Source organism: Rhodophyticola sp., assembly GCF_965284195.1.
Lineage (GTDB): Bacteria > Pseudomonadota > Alphaproteobacteria > Rhodobacterales > Rhodobacteraceae > Rhodophyticola.
On the sequence record NZ_CBDIRM010000001.1, the window covers coordinates 901994 to 917069 of the forward strand.

Below are 15076 nucleotides of genomic sequence, written 5' to 3' on the forward strand. Positions count from 1 at the left end.
GCGCACTTGCGCCCGCCCCGGGGGGGCGGGTCGGGCGCAAGCCGGTTCGCAGGCGAACCGGCAAGAGGGTGAATATCGGCGCGCAGAGGGAGGGGGTGATCTATGAAAGACCGCCTCTCCCTCTTCGACACCACTCTCCGCGACGGGCAGCAGACGCAAGGGGTGCAGTTCTCCACGCCGGAGAAGATCCGCATCGCCGAAGCGCTCGACAGGCTCGGGGTTGATTACATCGAAGGCGGCTGGCCCGGCGCGAACCCCACTGACAGCGCGTTTTTCGAGACCGCGCCGAACACCCGGGCGACGATGACGGCATTCGGGATGACCAAGCGCGCGGGCCGCTCGGCGGAGAATGACGAGGTGCTGGCGGGTGTCCTCAATGCAGGCACTTCTGCCGTCTGTTTGGTGGGCAAATCCCATGTATTCCACGTGGAAACCGCGCTTGGCATCTCGCTTGCGGAAAACCTCGACAATCTCTCGAAATCCTTCGCGCATCTGACCGCTCAGGGCCGGGAGGCGCTTTACGACGCGGAGCATTTCTTCGACGGCTACCGTGCCGACCCGGGATATGCGCTCGATTGCCTGCGGGCCGCACTTGATGCCGGGGCGCGGTGGGTGGTGCTGTGCGACACCAATGGCGGAACCCTGCCCGATGACATCCGCCGGGTGACGGAAGCGGTGATCGCCGCGGGCATCCCCGGTGACCGGCTTGGCATCCACACCCATAACGACACCGAAACCGCCGTGGCCGGCAGCCTGGCCGCAGTGGAGGCCGGCGCGCGGCAGATCCAGGGCACGCTGAACGGTCTGGGCGAACGCTGCGGCAATGCCAATCTGACGACGTTGATCCCGACCCTGCTTCTGAAAGAGCCCTATGCCAGCCGCTATGAAACGGGCGTCGCGCCGGAGGCGCTGGAGGGGCTGACGCGGATCAGCCGTATGCTGGACGATATCCTGAACCGCGTGCCCCACCGGCAGGCGCCCTATGTCGGGGCTTCGGCCTTTGCGCACAAGGCGGGGCTGCATGCCAGCGCGATCCTGAAGGACCCCACGACCTATGAGCATGTCGACCCGGCGACCGTGGGCAATGCGCGGATCGTGCCGATGTCGAACCAGGCGGGGCAATCCAACCTGCGCCGCCGTCTGGCCGAGGCGGGGCTGGAGGTGGCATCCGGCGATGCGGCCCTGCCGCGCATCCTCGACGAGATCAAGGCACGTGAGGATCAGGGCTATTCCTACGACACCGCGCAGGCCAGTTTCGAGCTTCTGGCGCGGCGTATCCTTGGCCGGATGCCGCGGTTTTTCGAGGTGAAGCGCTACAAGGTCACGGTCGAGCGGCGGAAGAACAAATACGACCGGATGGTCAGCCTGTCGGAGGCCGTGGTGGTTGTGAAGATCGGCGATCAGAAAATGCTGTCGGTTAGCGAGTCGATGGACGAGACCGGCAGCGACCGGGGCCCGGTGAACGCGCTGGCCAAGGCGCTGGCCAAGGATCTGGGCCCCTATCAGAGCTATATCGACGATATCCGGCTGGTGGATTTCAAGGTGCGCATCACCCAGGGCGGGACGGAGGCCGTGACCCGCGTCATCATCGACAGCGAGGACGGGCAAGGGCGGCGATGGTCCACGGTGGGCGTTTCGGCCAATATCGTGGATGCCTCGTTCGAGGCGCTGCTGGATGCGGTGATGTGGAAGCTGGTGCGTGACGGGGCTATGGGGTCATGAATGCGGCCTTCTTCAGATTGCATGCGGATCTGCCGCGCGAAGGGCCGGGCGAAACCGCCGATGTGGCCTGGGCCGCGGCGGTTGCGCGCGCGCGCCCCGATGCGCGTATCTGCGATGCGGCCTGTGGCCCGGGCGGCGATATCGGCGCGCTGCTCAGGGCCGCGCCCGAGGGCCATGTGACGGCGATCGATGCCCATGCGCCGTTTGTGGAGGCCGCGCGGGAGCGGTTTCAGGGCAACCCGCGGGTGACGCTCCGGGTCGGCGATATGGCGGCGCTGGAGGGCCGGTTCGATCTGATCTGGTGCGCCGGCGCGGTCTATTTTCTGGGCATCGAAGCGGCGCTGCGGGGCTGGCGCGACGCGCTGAGGCCGGGCGGTGCGGTGGCGTTTTCCGAACCCTGCCTGTTCAGCGCGGCCCCGTCGGACGGCGCGCGCGCGCTTTGGGAAGGGTATGACGTGCGCGACGCACACGAGATCGCTCGTCAGATCTGGGCCGTCGGTTATGAAACACTCGGCACGCGGCGGCTGTCGGACGTGGCCTGGGAAAGCTATTATCGCCCGATGGAAGCACGGATTGCCGCCCTGAAACCCGGCGCGGATGCGGAGTTGCGGCAGGTTCTGGAGGAGGCGGAGCGGGAGATTGCCGCCTGGCGCGCCCACGCGCGCGAAACCGGTTACCTGCTGTCCGTGGTGCGCCCGGCATGACGCTGGAGGCCTGCGCCGAGATCGTCCGCCGCGCCGACCCGGACCGGTTCCTTGCCGCGATGGCGGCGCCGCCCGCGGCGCGGCAGGTCCTGTTTCCGCTTTATGCGTTCAATGTGGAGGTGAGCCGCGCGCCTTGGGTCACCGAAGAGCCGATGATCGCCGAGATGCGGCTGCAATTCTGGCGCGATGTGGTGGAGGAACTGGCCGCGGGCAGGGCGCCCCGCGCCCATGAGGTCGCGGCCCCCCTTGCCGCGGCCGTGCGCCCGGGGGATGCCGGTCTTCTTGATGCGCTGGTGGCCGCGCGGCGGTGGGATATCTACAAGGACGCGTTCGAGGATCAGGCGCATTTCGACGACTATATCGCGGCCACGAGCGGCAATCTGATCTGGGCCGCGGCGCGGGCGCTTGGCGCAACCGATGCGGCCGAAGCGCCGATCCGCGCTTACGGGTTTGCAAGCGGGGTGGCGGCCCTGCTGCGGGCCGTGCCGGCACTGGAGGCGCGGGGGCGGGTGCCGCTTCTGGACGGAACGCCGCAGGGCGTGCGGGATCTGGCCGCGCGCGGTCTGGCGGAACTGACCCGGGCGCGCGCCGCCCGCGCTGCCGTCGGCCGCGACGCTGCCGCGGCACTTTACGCAGGCTGGCGGGCGGAAGGGACGTTGAGGGCGGCCCGCGACCTGCCCGAACGCGTGATCGAGGGCAAGCTGGATGAAAGCGAGTTCGCCCGGCGCGCGCGGCTGATCTGGGTTTCGGCAACCGGGCGCTGGTGAGCCCAGGCAGGGAAGCGGAGCGGGCGCTGTCTCAGGCCGTTTCGGATTTCGGCCGCAGCGACAGCCAGATCAGCGCGCCGCCCGCAAGCGTCAGAAACGGGATCATCGCGATATTGACCGCCGTCCAGCCGGCGACCACATCCGTGCCGCCCGAATTCATCAGGACGCCCGAACTGAGAGAGGCCAGCGTCACGCAGCCGAACACCAGAAAATCGTTCATCCCCTGCACCCGGCCGCGTTCTTCGGGCTCATGGGCCGCCTGCAGCATGGCGGTGGCGCCGATGAAGCCGAAATTCCAGCCGATGCCCAACAGAACAAGCGCGCCGAAGAACTGGTAAAGCTCCACCCCGGTCAGCGCGACCACACCCGCCGCCGCGAGGCAAAGCAGGCCGATGGCCACGATACGGGTCGCCCCGAAGCGCGCAATCAGATGGCCGGTGAAGAAGGACGGCGCGAACATCGCGATCACATGCGCGGTGACCACATCGGCCGCGTTCCCGGTGGTGAAGCCGCAGCCGACCACCGCAAGCGGCGTCGAGGTCATCATCAGGTTCATCAGCGCATAGGTCACCATCGCGCAGATCACCGCGACCGCGATGCGCGGGTCTTTCAGCAAGGCCGTGCGGCTGCGGATGGCGGCGGCACCGGGGCGCGGCTTGGGCGCGGGCGGCAGATCGAGGAAAAGGAACATCGCCATCCCGGCGAGGTTGATGAGCATCGCCACGGCATAGGTGCCCAGAAACGGCACCACCGTCAGATCGTTGGTGACCTTGACCAGTTGCGGGCCGATGATGGCCGAGATCAGCCCGCCCGCCATGACGTAGGAAATCGCCTTGGGCCGGAACGCCTCGGACGCGGTATCGGCGGCGGCGAAGCGGTAGAAGCCCTGGGCGGACATGTAGATGCCGGTGAAATAGGACCCGACGAGGAACATCGGGAAACTGTCGAGATAGAGCCCGGTCGCCGCGATGAGAGAGCCGATGGCCCCGCCGACCGCGCCGAGAAAAAAGCCGGTCTTGCGGCCAAACCGCTGCATCACCGCCGAGAGCCAGGGCGCCGTCGTCATCGAGCCGAAGACGATGAGCGAGATCGGCAATGTCGCCAGCGCGGGCGAGGGGGCAATCATCAGCCCGGCTAGGCCGCCGACCACGAAGATCATGGTGATCTGGCTGCCCAGTATTGCCTGAGCGCCGACAAGCACGGCCACATTTCGCCGGGCGCGCGCGTCGTCGATCACGATGTCGGGGGCCGTTGCATCAGTCATGACAGAGGCGTATCGCAGAGCCTGTGCGGGGTCCAGCGCTATGTGATTTCCAGCATGCTCCGACCGGTGTCGGACCGGTTGTGCGCGATATCTCTGGCCGGAAGAAAGGGTGCGATGCGTATTCGGAACAGGCAGGATCTGGATCGGGGCGCGGCGGCGCTGGTGGCGCTGGAGCCGCGGTTCGGGCCGGTTCTGGATGCCGTGGGGGCCTTGCCGCTGCGGCTGCGCGGGGACGGATTCGCGGCCCTCCTGAGCGCGATTGTCAGCCAGCAGGTCTCCACCGCGTCGGCGGCCGCGATCTGGGCGCGGATCGAGGCGGCGGGCCTGAACGACGCGCGCACCGTGCGTGCCGCCGACGATGCCACCCTGAAAGCCGTTGGTCTTAGCCGGCCCAAGATGCGCTACGCCCGCGCCCTGGCGGAGGCGGATCTGGATTACGCGGCCCTTCGCGAGATGGCGCCTGAGGCCGTGGTGGCCGAGCTGATCCGGGTGCCGGGGATCGGGCGCTGGACGGCAGAGATCTACGCGAAATTCTCCCTCGGGCATGCGGATGTCTTCGCCGCCGGCGATCTGGCCCTGCAGGAAAGCGCGCGGCTGGTTTTCGACCTTGCCGCACGCCCGGACGAAGCCGCGCTGCGCCGGATGGCGGAGCCCTGGTCGCCCTGGCGCGCGGTTGCCGCCCGCGCGCTTTGGGCCTACTACCGGGTTGCAAAGGATCGAGAGGGGATCAGGTGACGCGGGTATTGGATTTCGGCCGCAAGGCCGCGCAATCGGGACAGGCGGACAGCCTTGTCGTATTCCTTCACGGCTATGGCGCCGATGGCAAGGATCTGCTGGGACTGGCGGACCCGCTGGCCGATCATTTGCCGAACACCGTGTTCGTGGCCCCCGATGCGCCGGAACGATCGGCGATGAACCCGATGGGCTTTCAATGGTTCCCGATCCCGTGGATCGACGGCTCCTCGGAGGAGCAGGCCGAACAGGGGATGGTCCGCGCGGTCGAGGATCTCAACGCGTTTCTGGATGCGGTGATGGCCGAGGAAGGCCTGCAAGCCGAGCGCGTGGCGCTGGTCGGGTTCAGCCAGGGCACGATGATGGGCCTGCATGTGGCGCCGCGCCGGGATGCCGAGTTTGCCGGTGTCGTGGGTTTTTCGGGGCGTCTTCTGGGCCCCGAACTGCTTGCCGACGAGGTCAGGATGCGCCCGCCGGTTCTGCTGATCCATGGCGATGCGGACGATGTGGTGCCGCCGCAATCCCTGCCCGAAGCCGCCAAAGCGCTTCAGGGCGCGGGGTTCGATGTCTATGCCCATATCATGAAGGGCACGGGCCACGGGATCGCGCCCGACGGGTTGAGCGTCGCGCTTGCCTTTCTGCGGGACCGGTTCGGGGTTGAGAACCCGGGCTGAGCCCCGGGCGGGCCGGTATCGGAAAAGCTGTGGATAACGTCACAATTCTGTCAGGGAGCGCAGGTATCTCTTCAGGCGGCAGCCACAGCATATTGCGGGGGTTGTAAGAGGCGGAAGCCTATATATAGTCAGCGCATGGCCGGAGTGGGTGCCCCCGACGCAAGGCTTGGAATGGCGGCTGGCATGGGAATGGAGGCGCGGATGATACTGGCAGGCGACGGCGATTTCCGAACCAGTTTCGTGCGCGAGGCCGGTGGCCTCAAGCAGAACCCGGCATTGGTGCTGAACGCCGATTACCGGCCGCTCTCCTACTATCCGCTGTCTCTCTGGCCATGGCAGGACGCGGTGAAGGCCGCATATCTGGACCGGGTGCAGATCGTCGCCGAATATGACGAGGTCGTGCGCAGCCCGACAACGGTGATCCGAATACCCTCGGTCGTGGTTCTGAAAGACTATGTGAAACCTCAAAAGCGCGTGGCCTTCACGCGCTTTAATTTGTTTTTGAGGGACGAATTCAGCTGCCAGTATTGCGGCGGCCGGGGCGATCTGACCTTCGACCATGTGGTGCCACGCGCCCGCGGCGGGATCACGAGCTGGGAAAACGTGGTCGCGGCCTGTTCGCGCTGCAATCTCAAGAAGGGCTCCAGAAGCCTGCGACAGACGGGCATGTCGCTGCGCAAGCCGCCGCGTCAGCCCGGCTCGGAGGAGTTGCGCAACATGGGGCGCAAATTCCCCCCCAACCACCTGCATGAAAGCTGGCTCGATTTCCTCTACTGGGATGCCGAACTGGACGCGTGACAGGGGCATCGGCGCGCTGTTAGCTTCCCGCCGAAAAGGAGGCGTCATGTCCGATCCGTTCTTCATCCCGCCCTCGGGGGCCGATCTGCCGCGCTATGCCGGCGTGCCCACCTTCATGCGCCTGCCATATCTGGGCCCGGAGGACCCGCGCCGGGCGGAGGTGGATCTGGGGTTCTTCGGCTTGCCGTGGGACGGGGCCACCTCGAACCGGCCCGGCGCGCGCCATGGGCCGCGCGCCCTGCGCGACGCCTCCACCATGATCCGCGCAATGAACCGTGCCACGGGCCAGACGCCGTTCGCCGCCATGCAGTGCGCCGATCTGGGAGATGTGGCAATGAGCCCCGTCGATCAGGACGAGGCGCTTGGCAATGCCGAAACCTTCATCGCCGGAGTTCTGGCACACGGCATCCGGCCGCTGATGGTGGGGGGCGACCATCTTTGCACGCTGACCGTGCTGAGGGCGCTGAAAGCCGCGCGGGGGGAAGCCTTCGGCCTGATCCTGCTGGACAGCCACACCGATCTCTATCCGCCCTATTTCGGGGGCCAGACGCTGACCCATGGAAACCCGTTCCGGCAGGCGGTGACCGAAGGCCTGATCGCGCCTGAGCGGACCGTGATGATCGGCATGCGCGGCACGGCCTATGACACCGAGGATTTCGATTTCGGGCATCGCCACGGCATTCGCATCGTCCCGATCGAGGAGTGTTTCGATCGCGGTTTCGGCCCGGTGATGGAGGAGGCGCGGGCCGTCGTCGGCACCGCGCCCGCCTATCTGAGCTTCGACATCGATTTCATCGACCCGGCCTATGCGCCGGGCACCGGCACGCCCGAGGTGGGCGGCCCGGCGAGTTTTCAGGCAATCCAGTGTGTGCGGGCGCTTCGGGGGCTGGACATCATCGGCGCCGACCTGGTGGAGGTCTCGCCGCCCTTCGACCCGTCGGGCGGCACGGCCTGGCTGGGCGCGTCGGTGCTGTTCGAACTGTTATGCGTGATGGCGCCCGCATGAGCTGGCCCGAGAACCGCACGCCGGAGCATCTGCTGGAAAGTGACCGGGCGGCCGGGTTCGACATCAGCGCGGATTTCCGGAGATTTTCGCAGATGAACGACATCTTCACCCGCGCCTTCTGGGACAAGCGGGTGCGGAGCAAGGATAGCGACGCGTTCTTCGCCAGTTACCGGATGGAGGCCGCGCCGCGCTGTGGCGATGGCTTCACCCAGGCCGATTTCGCGCTGAGAAACGCAAGCTGGCTGATCTCGGACATGATTTCGGAACGCAATGCGGCCGAGGGGGAGCGGGAGGGGTTTCAGGCGCCGATACGGTCCTCCGTGCCGGTGGCCGATATTCAGGCGGATCTGGGCAGCCCCGCGGATGCGGCGGCGAACATCAAGCGGGTTGCGCGGCTGTTCGGGGCCGATCTGGTGGGGATCACGGCCATCGACCTGCGTTGGCATTATGCGGACAGGCCCGATGTGCGTGAGATGAAACCCGTGCCCAACGATCTGCCGCCTGGGCTGACCCATGTGATCGTGATGGGCCACGCGATGGATTTCGGACTGGTGGAGACCTATCCAAGCGCGCTGGCCGGGGCGGCGACGGGGCGCGAATACAGCCATGAGGCCGCCATCGTGATGCAGATGGCCGCCTATATCCGCAATCTGGGGTATGAGGCGGTGGCGAGCATGAACGACACCGCGCTGGTCATTCCCTATGCGGTGAAGGCGGGGCTTGGCGAGTATGGGCGCAACCAGATGGTTCTGACGCCGGAATTCGGGCCGCGGGTCCGGTTTTCGAAGATCTTCACCAACCTGGATATGGCGCTGGACGCGGTGAAACCCCTTGGCATGGCGCATTACTGTCAGGATTGCACCGCCTGTGCGGCGGCCTGCCCGGTCAAGGCGCTGCCCTTCGGCGCCCCCGATTTCGGGGAAGAGGTGGCCGCCGGATCGCCGTCGACGCTGCGCGGGGTGCGCAAATGGTCTTCGAACGCGGAGGCCTGTTTCGGCTATTGGACCAAGATCAAGACAGATTGCGCGATCTGCATGCGGGTCTGCCCGTTCAACCGGGATTACACCCGCACGGCAGACCGGCTCTGGCGATGGCTGGCGCGGGGGCATATGGGCGCGGCGGGGGTGAAACTTGCCCGTTGGTGGGAGACCCGCCGGGGCAAACGGGCGCGGCTGAAACCCTCCCAATGGTGGGCGCGGGGGTACTGACACTCCGGCATTTTCCTTGGGTTACGAGGCCGAGGGCGAGGGCGTCCGGGGGCGTGCGGCTTGCGGTCTTTGCGGCCCGCCCGCGTCGGGGCCGGAAAACATCCGCCCGCGAATGCTCCGGCATTGTGGTGCCGTTCCAGTTTGCTAGACTAAGCCGACCGGGGCCTGTATGAGCCGGATAGGGTTTCGTTAGCGCTAACACCATACGCCGAGTTCGGCTCAGCACCTGAGGAGATTACATGGTTTCTCGCGTCATACCGGTAGATCCGTTCGATCTGGTGATTTTCGGCGGCACGGGCGATCTGGCGCGGCGCAAGATCCTGCCTGGCCTCTATCGCCGGTTCTGGGCGGGGCAGGTGCCGGACGGGTTCCGCATCATCGGGGCCGCGCGCACCGAGCAGGACAGCGATGCCTGGCGCGATTTCGTGCGCGAGGCGATCACCGAGTTCGTGACCGAGGCCAAGCGCGAGCCCGAGACGATCGACGCCTTTCTGGCGCAGCTGCACTACATACCCGTCGATGCCCGTGGCGACAGCGGCTGGCCCGAACTGGCCGGAATGATGCGCGGCGATGTCGTCCAGGCGTTTTACTTTTCGGTCGGCCCGGGTCTGTTCGGCGATCTGGCGGAGCGGTTGCAACGCTTCAACATTTCCTGCGAAGACTGTAGGATCGTTGTGGAAAAACCGTTTGGCCGTGACCTGTCCAGCGCCAGGGCCCTGAATGCCACGCTGGCCGAGCATTTCGACGAGCAGCAGATTTACCGGATCGATCATTACCTCGGCAAGGAGACGGTTCAGAACCTGATGGCCGTCCGCTTCGCCAATGTTCTGTTCGAGCCGCTCTGGAATGCCCAGTATATCGATCACGTCCAGATCACCGTGGCCGAGGAGGTGGGTGTTGGCGGGCGCGGCGGCTATTATGACAAATCCGGCGCCATGCGGGATATGGTGCAGAACCATCTGATGCAGCTTTTGTGCCTGACGGCGATGGAGCCGCCAAGCAGGTTCGGGCCCGATGCCGTCCGCGACGAGAAGCTGAAGGTGATCCGGGCACTGGACCCTCTGGGACAGGCCGATATCGTGCGCGGCCAGTATACGGCGGCAGGCGGCGAGCCCTCTTATCTGGAGGATGTGGAAAACCCCGAAAGCCGCACGGAAAGCTTCATCGCGCTGAAGGTGCATGTGGCCAACTGGCGCTGGAACGGAACGCCGTTCTATCTGCGCACGGGCAAGCGGATGAAGGCGCGGAACTCGGAAATAGTGGTCACGTTCAAGGAGCCGCCGCATTCCATTTTCGATGCGGATGCAGGCGGCCGGGCGAATGTGCTGTCGATCCGCCTGCAACCGGATGAGGGCATGGATCTGCGGGTAACGATCAAGGAACCGGGCCCCGGGGGCATGCGTCTGGTGGATGTCCCGCTGGACATGAGCTTTGCCGATGCGCTCGGGCCCGAAGCGGCGGATGTGCCGGACGCCTATGAGCGGCTGATCATGGATGTGATCCGTGGCAACCAGACGCTTTTCATGCGCGGCGACGAGGTGGAGGCGGCCTGGGCCTGGACCGATCCGATCATCGCGGCCTGGACCGAGCGGGGCGACCGGCCGCTGCCCTATGCGCCCGGCAGTGCGGGGCCGGAAGATGCGCTGATCCTGATGCACAAGGACGGGCGGCGCTGGCGGGAGATCGCATGATGAGAGAACTGGTCGAATATCCGGACCGGGACATGATGATGCTGGATCTGGCCGATACACTGGCCGGAGAGTTGGCGGATTGCCTGCGCCGCCATGAGACCGCCAGTTTCTGTGTGCCCGGTGGCACCACGCCGGGCCCGATTTTCGATGTGTTGAGCGAACAGGCGCTGGACTGGAACCGGGTGGCGGTGTTTCTCAACGATGAACGGTGGGTGGGCGAGGACAACCCGCGCTCCAACACGCGGCTTCTGAAGGAAAGGCTTCTGGTATCAAAGGCTTCGGCGGCAAACCTCATCCCGCTCTACACGTCCTCGCCGGAGCCCGAACCGGTCATGGAGGAACTGGCGGCCGCGTTCGACGGGCATTTGCCGATCTCGGTTCTGGTGCTGGGCATGGGCGCGGATATGCATACAGCCAGTCTGTTCCCGGGCGCCGACCGTCTGGCCGATGCCCTTGCCTCCGACGCGCCGATCCTGATGCCGATGCGCGCCGATGCAGCCGGAGAGCCGCGCGTCACCCTGACCGCGCCGGTGCTCAACGGCGCGCTGTCGAAACATATCGTCATTCTCGGAGATGAAAAACGCGCCGCGCTGGAACGTGCCGCGCATCTGAATGCGACGGAGGCGCCGATCCGGGCGGTCTGGTCGGATGCGGTGGTGCATTGGGCGAAATGAACCGGCGGAAGGGATGCGCGGATGACCATCTGGGATGAGCTGAAGGACCATCGGGACGCGAATGGGGGCCTCCGGATCCTCGATCTGTTCGCGGACGAGAACCGGGCCGAGACCTTTTCGCGCCGGGTCGACGGGCTGCTTTTCGACTTCTCGAAAACCGCATTGGATGCCGGGGCGATGTCGCTTCTTCTTGAGCTGGCCCGAAGCCGGTCGGTGGAGAACCGTCGCGACGCGATGTTCGCGGGCGCGCGGATCAACGAGACCGAGGGGCGCGCGGTGCTGCACACCGCGCTTCGGGCGCCCGGCGGGGTGGTCGAGCTGGATGGCCGGGACGTCATGCCCGGCGTGCTGGAGACCCGGTCGCGCATGGCCGATTTCGCGAATGCGGTGCGCCATGGCGGTCTTGTCGGGCAGGGCGGCACCTATACCGATGTGGTGAATATCGGGATCGGCGGCTCCGATCTGGGCCCGGCCATGGCGACCCTGGCCCTGGCGCCCTGGGCGGACGGGCCGAGGCTGCATTACGTCTCCAACATCGACGGCGCGCATATCCATGACACGCTGGCGGGGCTGGACCCGGCGCGCACGCTGGTGATCGTGGCCTCCAAGACCTTCACGACGATCGAAACGATGACCAACGCACGGACCGCGCGGGACTGGATGGCCGGAACAGTCGCAGACCCGGCGACGCAGTTCGCGGCCGTGTCGAGCGCCACGGACAAGACCGGTGCGTTCGGTATCCCGCCGGCGCGTGTTTTCGGTTTCGAGGACTGGGTTGGCGGGCGGTATTCACTCTGGGGGCCGATCGGGCTTGGGGTGATGCTGGCGGTTGGGCCCGAGCCGTTCGGCCAGATGCTCGCCGGCGGCCACGCGATGGATACCCATTTCCGAGAGGCCGATCTTGCGGATAACCTGCCCGTGCTGCTCGCGCTGGTGGGGATCTGGCACAACCAGATCTGCGGCCATGCGACTCGCGCGGTGCTGCCTTACGATCAGCGTCTGGCGCGTTTGCCCGCCTATCTTCAGCAACTGGAAATGGAGAGCAACGGCAAGCGCGTCGCGATGGACGGCACCGATCTGGCGCGCGACAGCGGCCCGATTGTCTGGGGCGAGCCGGGCACCAACGGGCAGCATGCGTTCTATCAGCTGATCCATCAGGGAACCCGGATTGTGCCGTGTGAATTTCTGCTGGCCGCCGAGGGACATGAGCCCGATCTGGCCCATCAGCACCGGTTGCTGGCGGCCAATTGTCTCGCCCAGTCCGAGGCACTGATGCGGGGCCGGTCGCTGGAGGAGGCGCGGGCGCTGATGGCGGGCAAGGGGCTGTCGGGCGACGAGCTGGAACGTCAGGCCCGCCACCGGGTCTTTCCCGGAAACAGGCCGTCCACCACCCTGCTTTACAAGCGGCTGACACCCTTTGTTCTGGGCCAGATCATCGCGCTTTACGAGCATCGGGTGTTTGTCGAGGGCGTGATCCTGGGGATCAATTCCTTCGATCAATGGGGCGTGGAACTGGGCAAGGAACTGGCTCTGGCCTTGGAGCCCGTCTTGAGCGGGGAGGTCGACGGGGCCGAGAAGGACGCCTCCACAAGGCAGCTTGCCCGCGCCGTTCGCACCGGCAGCCTATAGCGGCCTGATCTGTAGTCCAATCGCGGCTGGCCTTGGAGCGGGTAACGGGAATTGAACCCGTAACTTAAGCTTGGGAAGCTCGCGTGATACCTTTTCACCATACCCGCGCTCAGACCGTTGAGATACTCAAAGCCGCCAGGGGCGTCAATTGCAGAAACGGCTCAGGACCGGCGCCGGCGGCGTCTGCCGCCATCCGATCCGCCGCTTGCGCCGAAGGCCACGGCCGGCAGCGTTGTGACCTTGGCAAGTTCGGGGAACGGATCGGTGGCGTGGGGGATCGCATTGGCGGCGACGAAATGCTCCTGAAATCTGGGCTCCACCGCGGTTTCGACCTTGTGGATCCGTCCGACGGTTTGTTCGATCTGCGTACGAGCGGCCCGGTTGCACAGGGCGATGCGGGCGCCGTGACCGGCCGCGTTGCCGGCACTTGTGACCTTGTCCAGCGGTGCGTCGGGGATCATGCCCAGAACCATAGCGTGTTTCGGGCTGATATGGGCACCGAACGCCCCGGCCAGAACCACGCGGTCGACCGTGTCGACCTCAAGCTGGTCCATCAGCAGGCGCGCGCCCGCGTAGAGGGCCGATTTCGCCAGCTGGATGGCCCGAATATCGCCCTGGGTCACGGTGATGCGCGGGCCGCCATCCGCCGTTCCGTCATGGAGCAGATAGGCATGGGTCCGCCCTTCGGGCTCCGCGCGCGTCGTGCCGGTCTGCGCGGCCGAGCCGATCAGGCCCGAGGCGTCCAGAAGCCCCGCCATCCGCATCTCGGCCACGGCTTCGATGATGCCCGAGCCGCAGATCCCGGTCACGCCCGTGGCCGCCGTCGCCTCGGCAAATCCGGGGTCGTCGGACCACAGGTCGGAGCCGATGACGCGGAAGCGGGGCTCCTTGGTGTCCGGGTCGATCTCCACCCGTTCGATGGCACCGGGGGCGGCGCGCTGGCCGGAACTGATCTGCGCTCCCTCGAAGGCGGGCCCGGTGGGGGAGGAGCAGGCAAGAACCCGGGTCCTGTCGCCCAGAAGGATCTCGGCATTGGTGCCGACATCGACGATCAGCACCAGATCCTCGGATTTGTCGGGCGCCTCGCTGAGTGCCACGGCGGCGGCATCGGCCCCCACATGGCCCGCGATGCAGGGCAGCAGATACACCTGCGCCTCCGCATTCAGCGCGTTAAGGTCCAGATCGCGGGCGGGCAGGGTGAGGCTGCCGGAGGTTGCCAGCGCGAAAGGCGCCTGACCCAGTTCCACCGGGTCGATGCCAAGCAGCAGATGGTGCATGACCGGATTGCAGACGACCACAGTCTCCATGATCAGGGCGGGGTCGACCTGCGCCTCGGCGGCGATTTCGCCGGCCAGCGTATTGATCGCCTCGCGCACCGCATTGGTCATCTCGACATCGCCGCCGGGGTTCATCATGACATAGGAGACGCGGCTCATCAGGTCTTCGCCGAAGCGGATCTGCGGGTTCATCAGCCCGGAGGAGGCCAGAACTTCCCCGGTGACCAGATCGCACAGATGCGCGGCGATCGTGGTGGAGCCCAGATCGATCGCCAGCCCGTAAAGGCCACCTTCGTGAAAGCCCGGCCAGACATCGAGGATCCGGGTTTGTTCCATATTCGCAGGGGTATGGAGGGCGAGGCTCACCTTCCATTCGCCCTTGCGCAGCGCCGGTTGGAGCTTGCGCAGAACGGGCAGGCCCGCGTGCACATGTTCGATGCTCCACTGATCGCGCAGCGCATCCTGCACCCGCTCCAGATCGCCGGAGGGTTCGTGCATGTCGGGCTCCTGCACCTCGACCAGCACAAGCCGCGTGGCAGGGTCCATCGTGATCGGCCGGGCAGAGGCCGCCTTGCGCACGACCTGCCGGTGAACCTGCGACTCCGGCGGGACATCGACCACCACATCGCCCTGCACGGTGGCCTGGCAGCCAAGCCTGCGCCCCTGCTTCAGGCCCCGGATCCGGTCATAGCGCTCTTCGACGGCGTTCCAGTCCGACAGGGCTGTTTCCGATACTGTGACGCCATGCTTGGGGAAATCGCCGAACGAAGGCGCGATCTGGCATTTGGAGCAGATACCCCGCCCGCCGCAAACCGAATCCAGATCGACACCGAGCTGCCGGGCAGCGGTTAGAATGGGCGTACCCACGGGGAAATGCCCGCGTTTGCCGGAGGGGGTGAAGATGACTAGGGGATCGCTGGACATTTGGAT

The 15076-nt window shown here is 66.2% G+C and carries 13 protein-coding genes and 1 tRNA gene; 11 read left to right on the plus strand and 3 right to left on the minus strand.

The genetic code is table 11. The features are described from left to right. The first annotated feature begins 102 nt into the window (after positions 1-102). From cimA to ACQ651_RS04545, 3 genes are read left to right on the plus strand one after another with little or no spacing between them, the layout of a single operon-like run. On the plus strand, positions 103-1722 hold the full coding sequence (gene cimA, locus ACQ651_RS04535; RefSeq protein ID WP_430448522.1) for a citramalate synthase: 1620 nt from the start codon (positions 103-105) through the stop codon (positions 1720-1722). Further along, positions 1719-2426 (plus strand): class I SAM-dependent methyltransferase, encoded by a 708-nt coding sequence (locus ACQ651_RS04540; RefSeq protein ID WP_430448524.1) that lies wholly within the window; start codon positions 1719-1721, stop codon positions 2424-2426. The genes cimA and ACQ651_RS04540 overlap by 4 nt, the downstream gene beginning before the upstream one ends. Continuing rightward, a complete protein-coding gene (locus tag ACQ651_RS04545; protein ID WP_227285524.1) occupies positions 2423-3193 on the plus strand; it encodes a squalene/phytoene synthase family protein in 771 nt (256 codons plus the stop codon). The genes ACQ651_RS04540 and ACQ651_RS04545 overlap by 4 nt, the downstream gene beginning before the upstream one ends. A 31-nt stretch (positions 3194-3224) precedes the next feature. Here ACQ651_RS04545 and ACQ651_RS04550 read toward each other — a convergent pair whose 3' ends face one another. Further along, complete coding sequence (locus ACQ651_RS04550; protein WP_121898039.1) at positions 3225-4457, minus strand: MFS transporter; 1233 nt, start codon at positions 4455-4457, stop codon at positions 3225-3227. 114 nt (positions 4458-4571) lie between these two features. Here ACQ651_RS04550 and ACQ651_RS04555 point away from each other — a divergent pair, with 114 nt between their 5' ends. The 8 genes from ACQ651_RS04555 (at position 4572) to pgi (ending at position 12869) form a co-directional block, all read left to right on the plus strand. Beyond that, positions 4572-5192, plus strand: coding sequence for a DNA-3-methyladenine glycosylase family protein (locus ACQ651_RS04555; protein ID WP_430448526.1), 621 nt, complete (start codon positions 4572-4574; stop codon positions 5190-5192). Next, entirely contained in the window at positions 5189-5863 is a 675-nt protein-coding gene (locus ACQ651_RS04560; protein WP_430448528.1) for an alpha/beta hydrolase, read from the plus strand. The genes ACQ651_RS04555 and ACQ651_RS04560 overlap by 4 nt, the downstream gene beginning before the upstream one ends. A gap of 201 nt (positions 5864-6064) precedes the next feature. Continuing rightward, complete coding sequence (locus ACQ651_RS04565) at positions 6065-6661, plus strand: HNH endonuclease (RefSeq protein WP_121898293.1); 597 nt, start codon at positions 6065-6067, stop codon at positions 6659-6661. 46 nt (positions 6662-6707) lie between these two features. Beyond that, positions 6708-7667 carry an agmatinase gene (locus ACQ651_RS04570; protein ID WP_430448530.1) on the plus strand — a complete coding sequence of 320 codons (960 nt, stop codon included), beginning with the start codon at positions 6708-6710 and terminating at the stop codon, positions 7665-7667. Beyond that, the gene (locus ACQ651_RS04575; protein ID WP_430448532.1) at positions 7664-8875 is read left to right on the plus strand and encodes a 4Fe-4S double cluster binding domain-containing protein; all 1212 of its coding nucleotides are present in this window, start codon (positions 7664-7666) and stop codon (positions 8873-8875) included. The genes ACQ651_RS04570 and ACQ651_RS04575 overlap by 4 nt, the downstream gene beginning before the upstream one ends. A gap of 239 nt (positions 8876-9114) precedes the next feature. Then, the gene (gene zwf / locus ACQ651_RS04580; protein ID WP_227285529.1) at positions 9115-10566 is read left to right on the plus strand and encodes a glucose-6-phosphate dehydrogenase; all 1452 of its coding nucleotides are present in this window, start codon (positions 9115-9117) and stop codon (positions 10564-10566) included. Next, the gene (gene pgl / locus ACQ651_RS04585) at positions 10566-11240 is read left to right on the plus strand and encodes a 6-phosphogluconolactonase (RefSeq protein WP_430450308.1); all 675 of its coding nucleotides are present in this window, start codon (positions 10566-10568) and stop codon (positions 11238-11240) included. Before zwf ends, pgl begins: the two co-directional genes overlap by 1 nt. Positions 11241-11261: 21 nt before the next feature. Next, on the plus strand, positions 11262-12869 hold the full coding sequence (gene pgi, locus ACQ651_RS04590) for a glucose-6-phosphate isomerase (protein ID WP_430448534.1): 1608 nt from the start codon (positions 11262-11264) through the stop codon (positions 12867-12869). 33 nt (positions 12870-12902) lie between these two features. On the opposite strand, the gene ACQ651_RS04595 is transcribed toward pgi, so the two are convergent. After that, positions 12903-12976, minus strand: a tRNA-Gly gene (locus tag ACQ651_RS04595). Between the two features lie 54 nt (positions 12977-13030). Continuing rightward, the gene (locus ACQ651_RS04600; RefSeq protein WP_430448536.1) at positions 13031-15070 is read right to left on the minus strand and encodes an ASKHA domain-containing protein; all 2040 of its coding nucleotides are present in this window, start codon (positions 15068-15070) and stop codon (positions 13031-13033) included. Between the last annotated feature and the right edge of the window lie 6 nt (positions 15071-15076).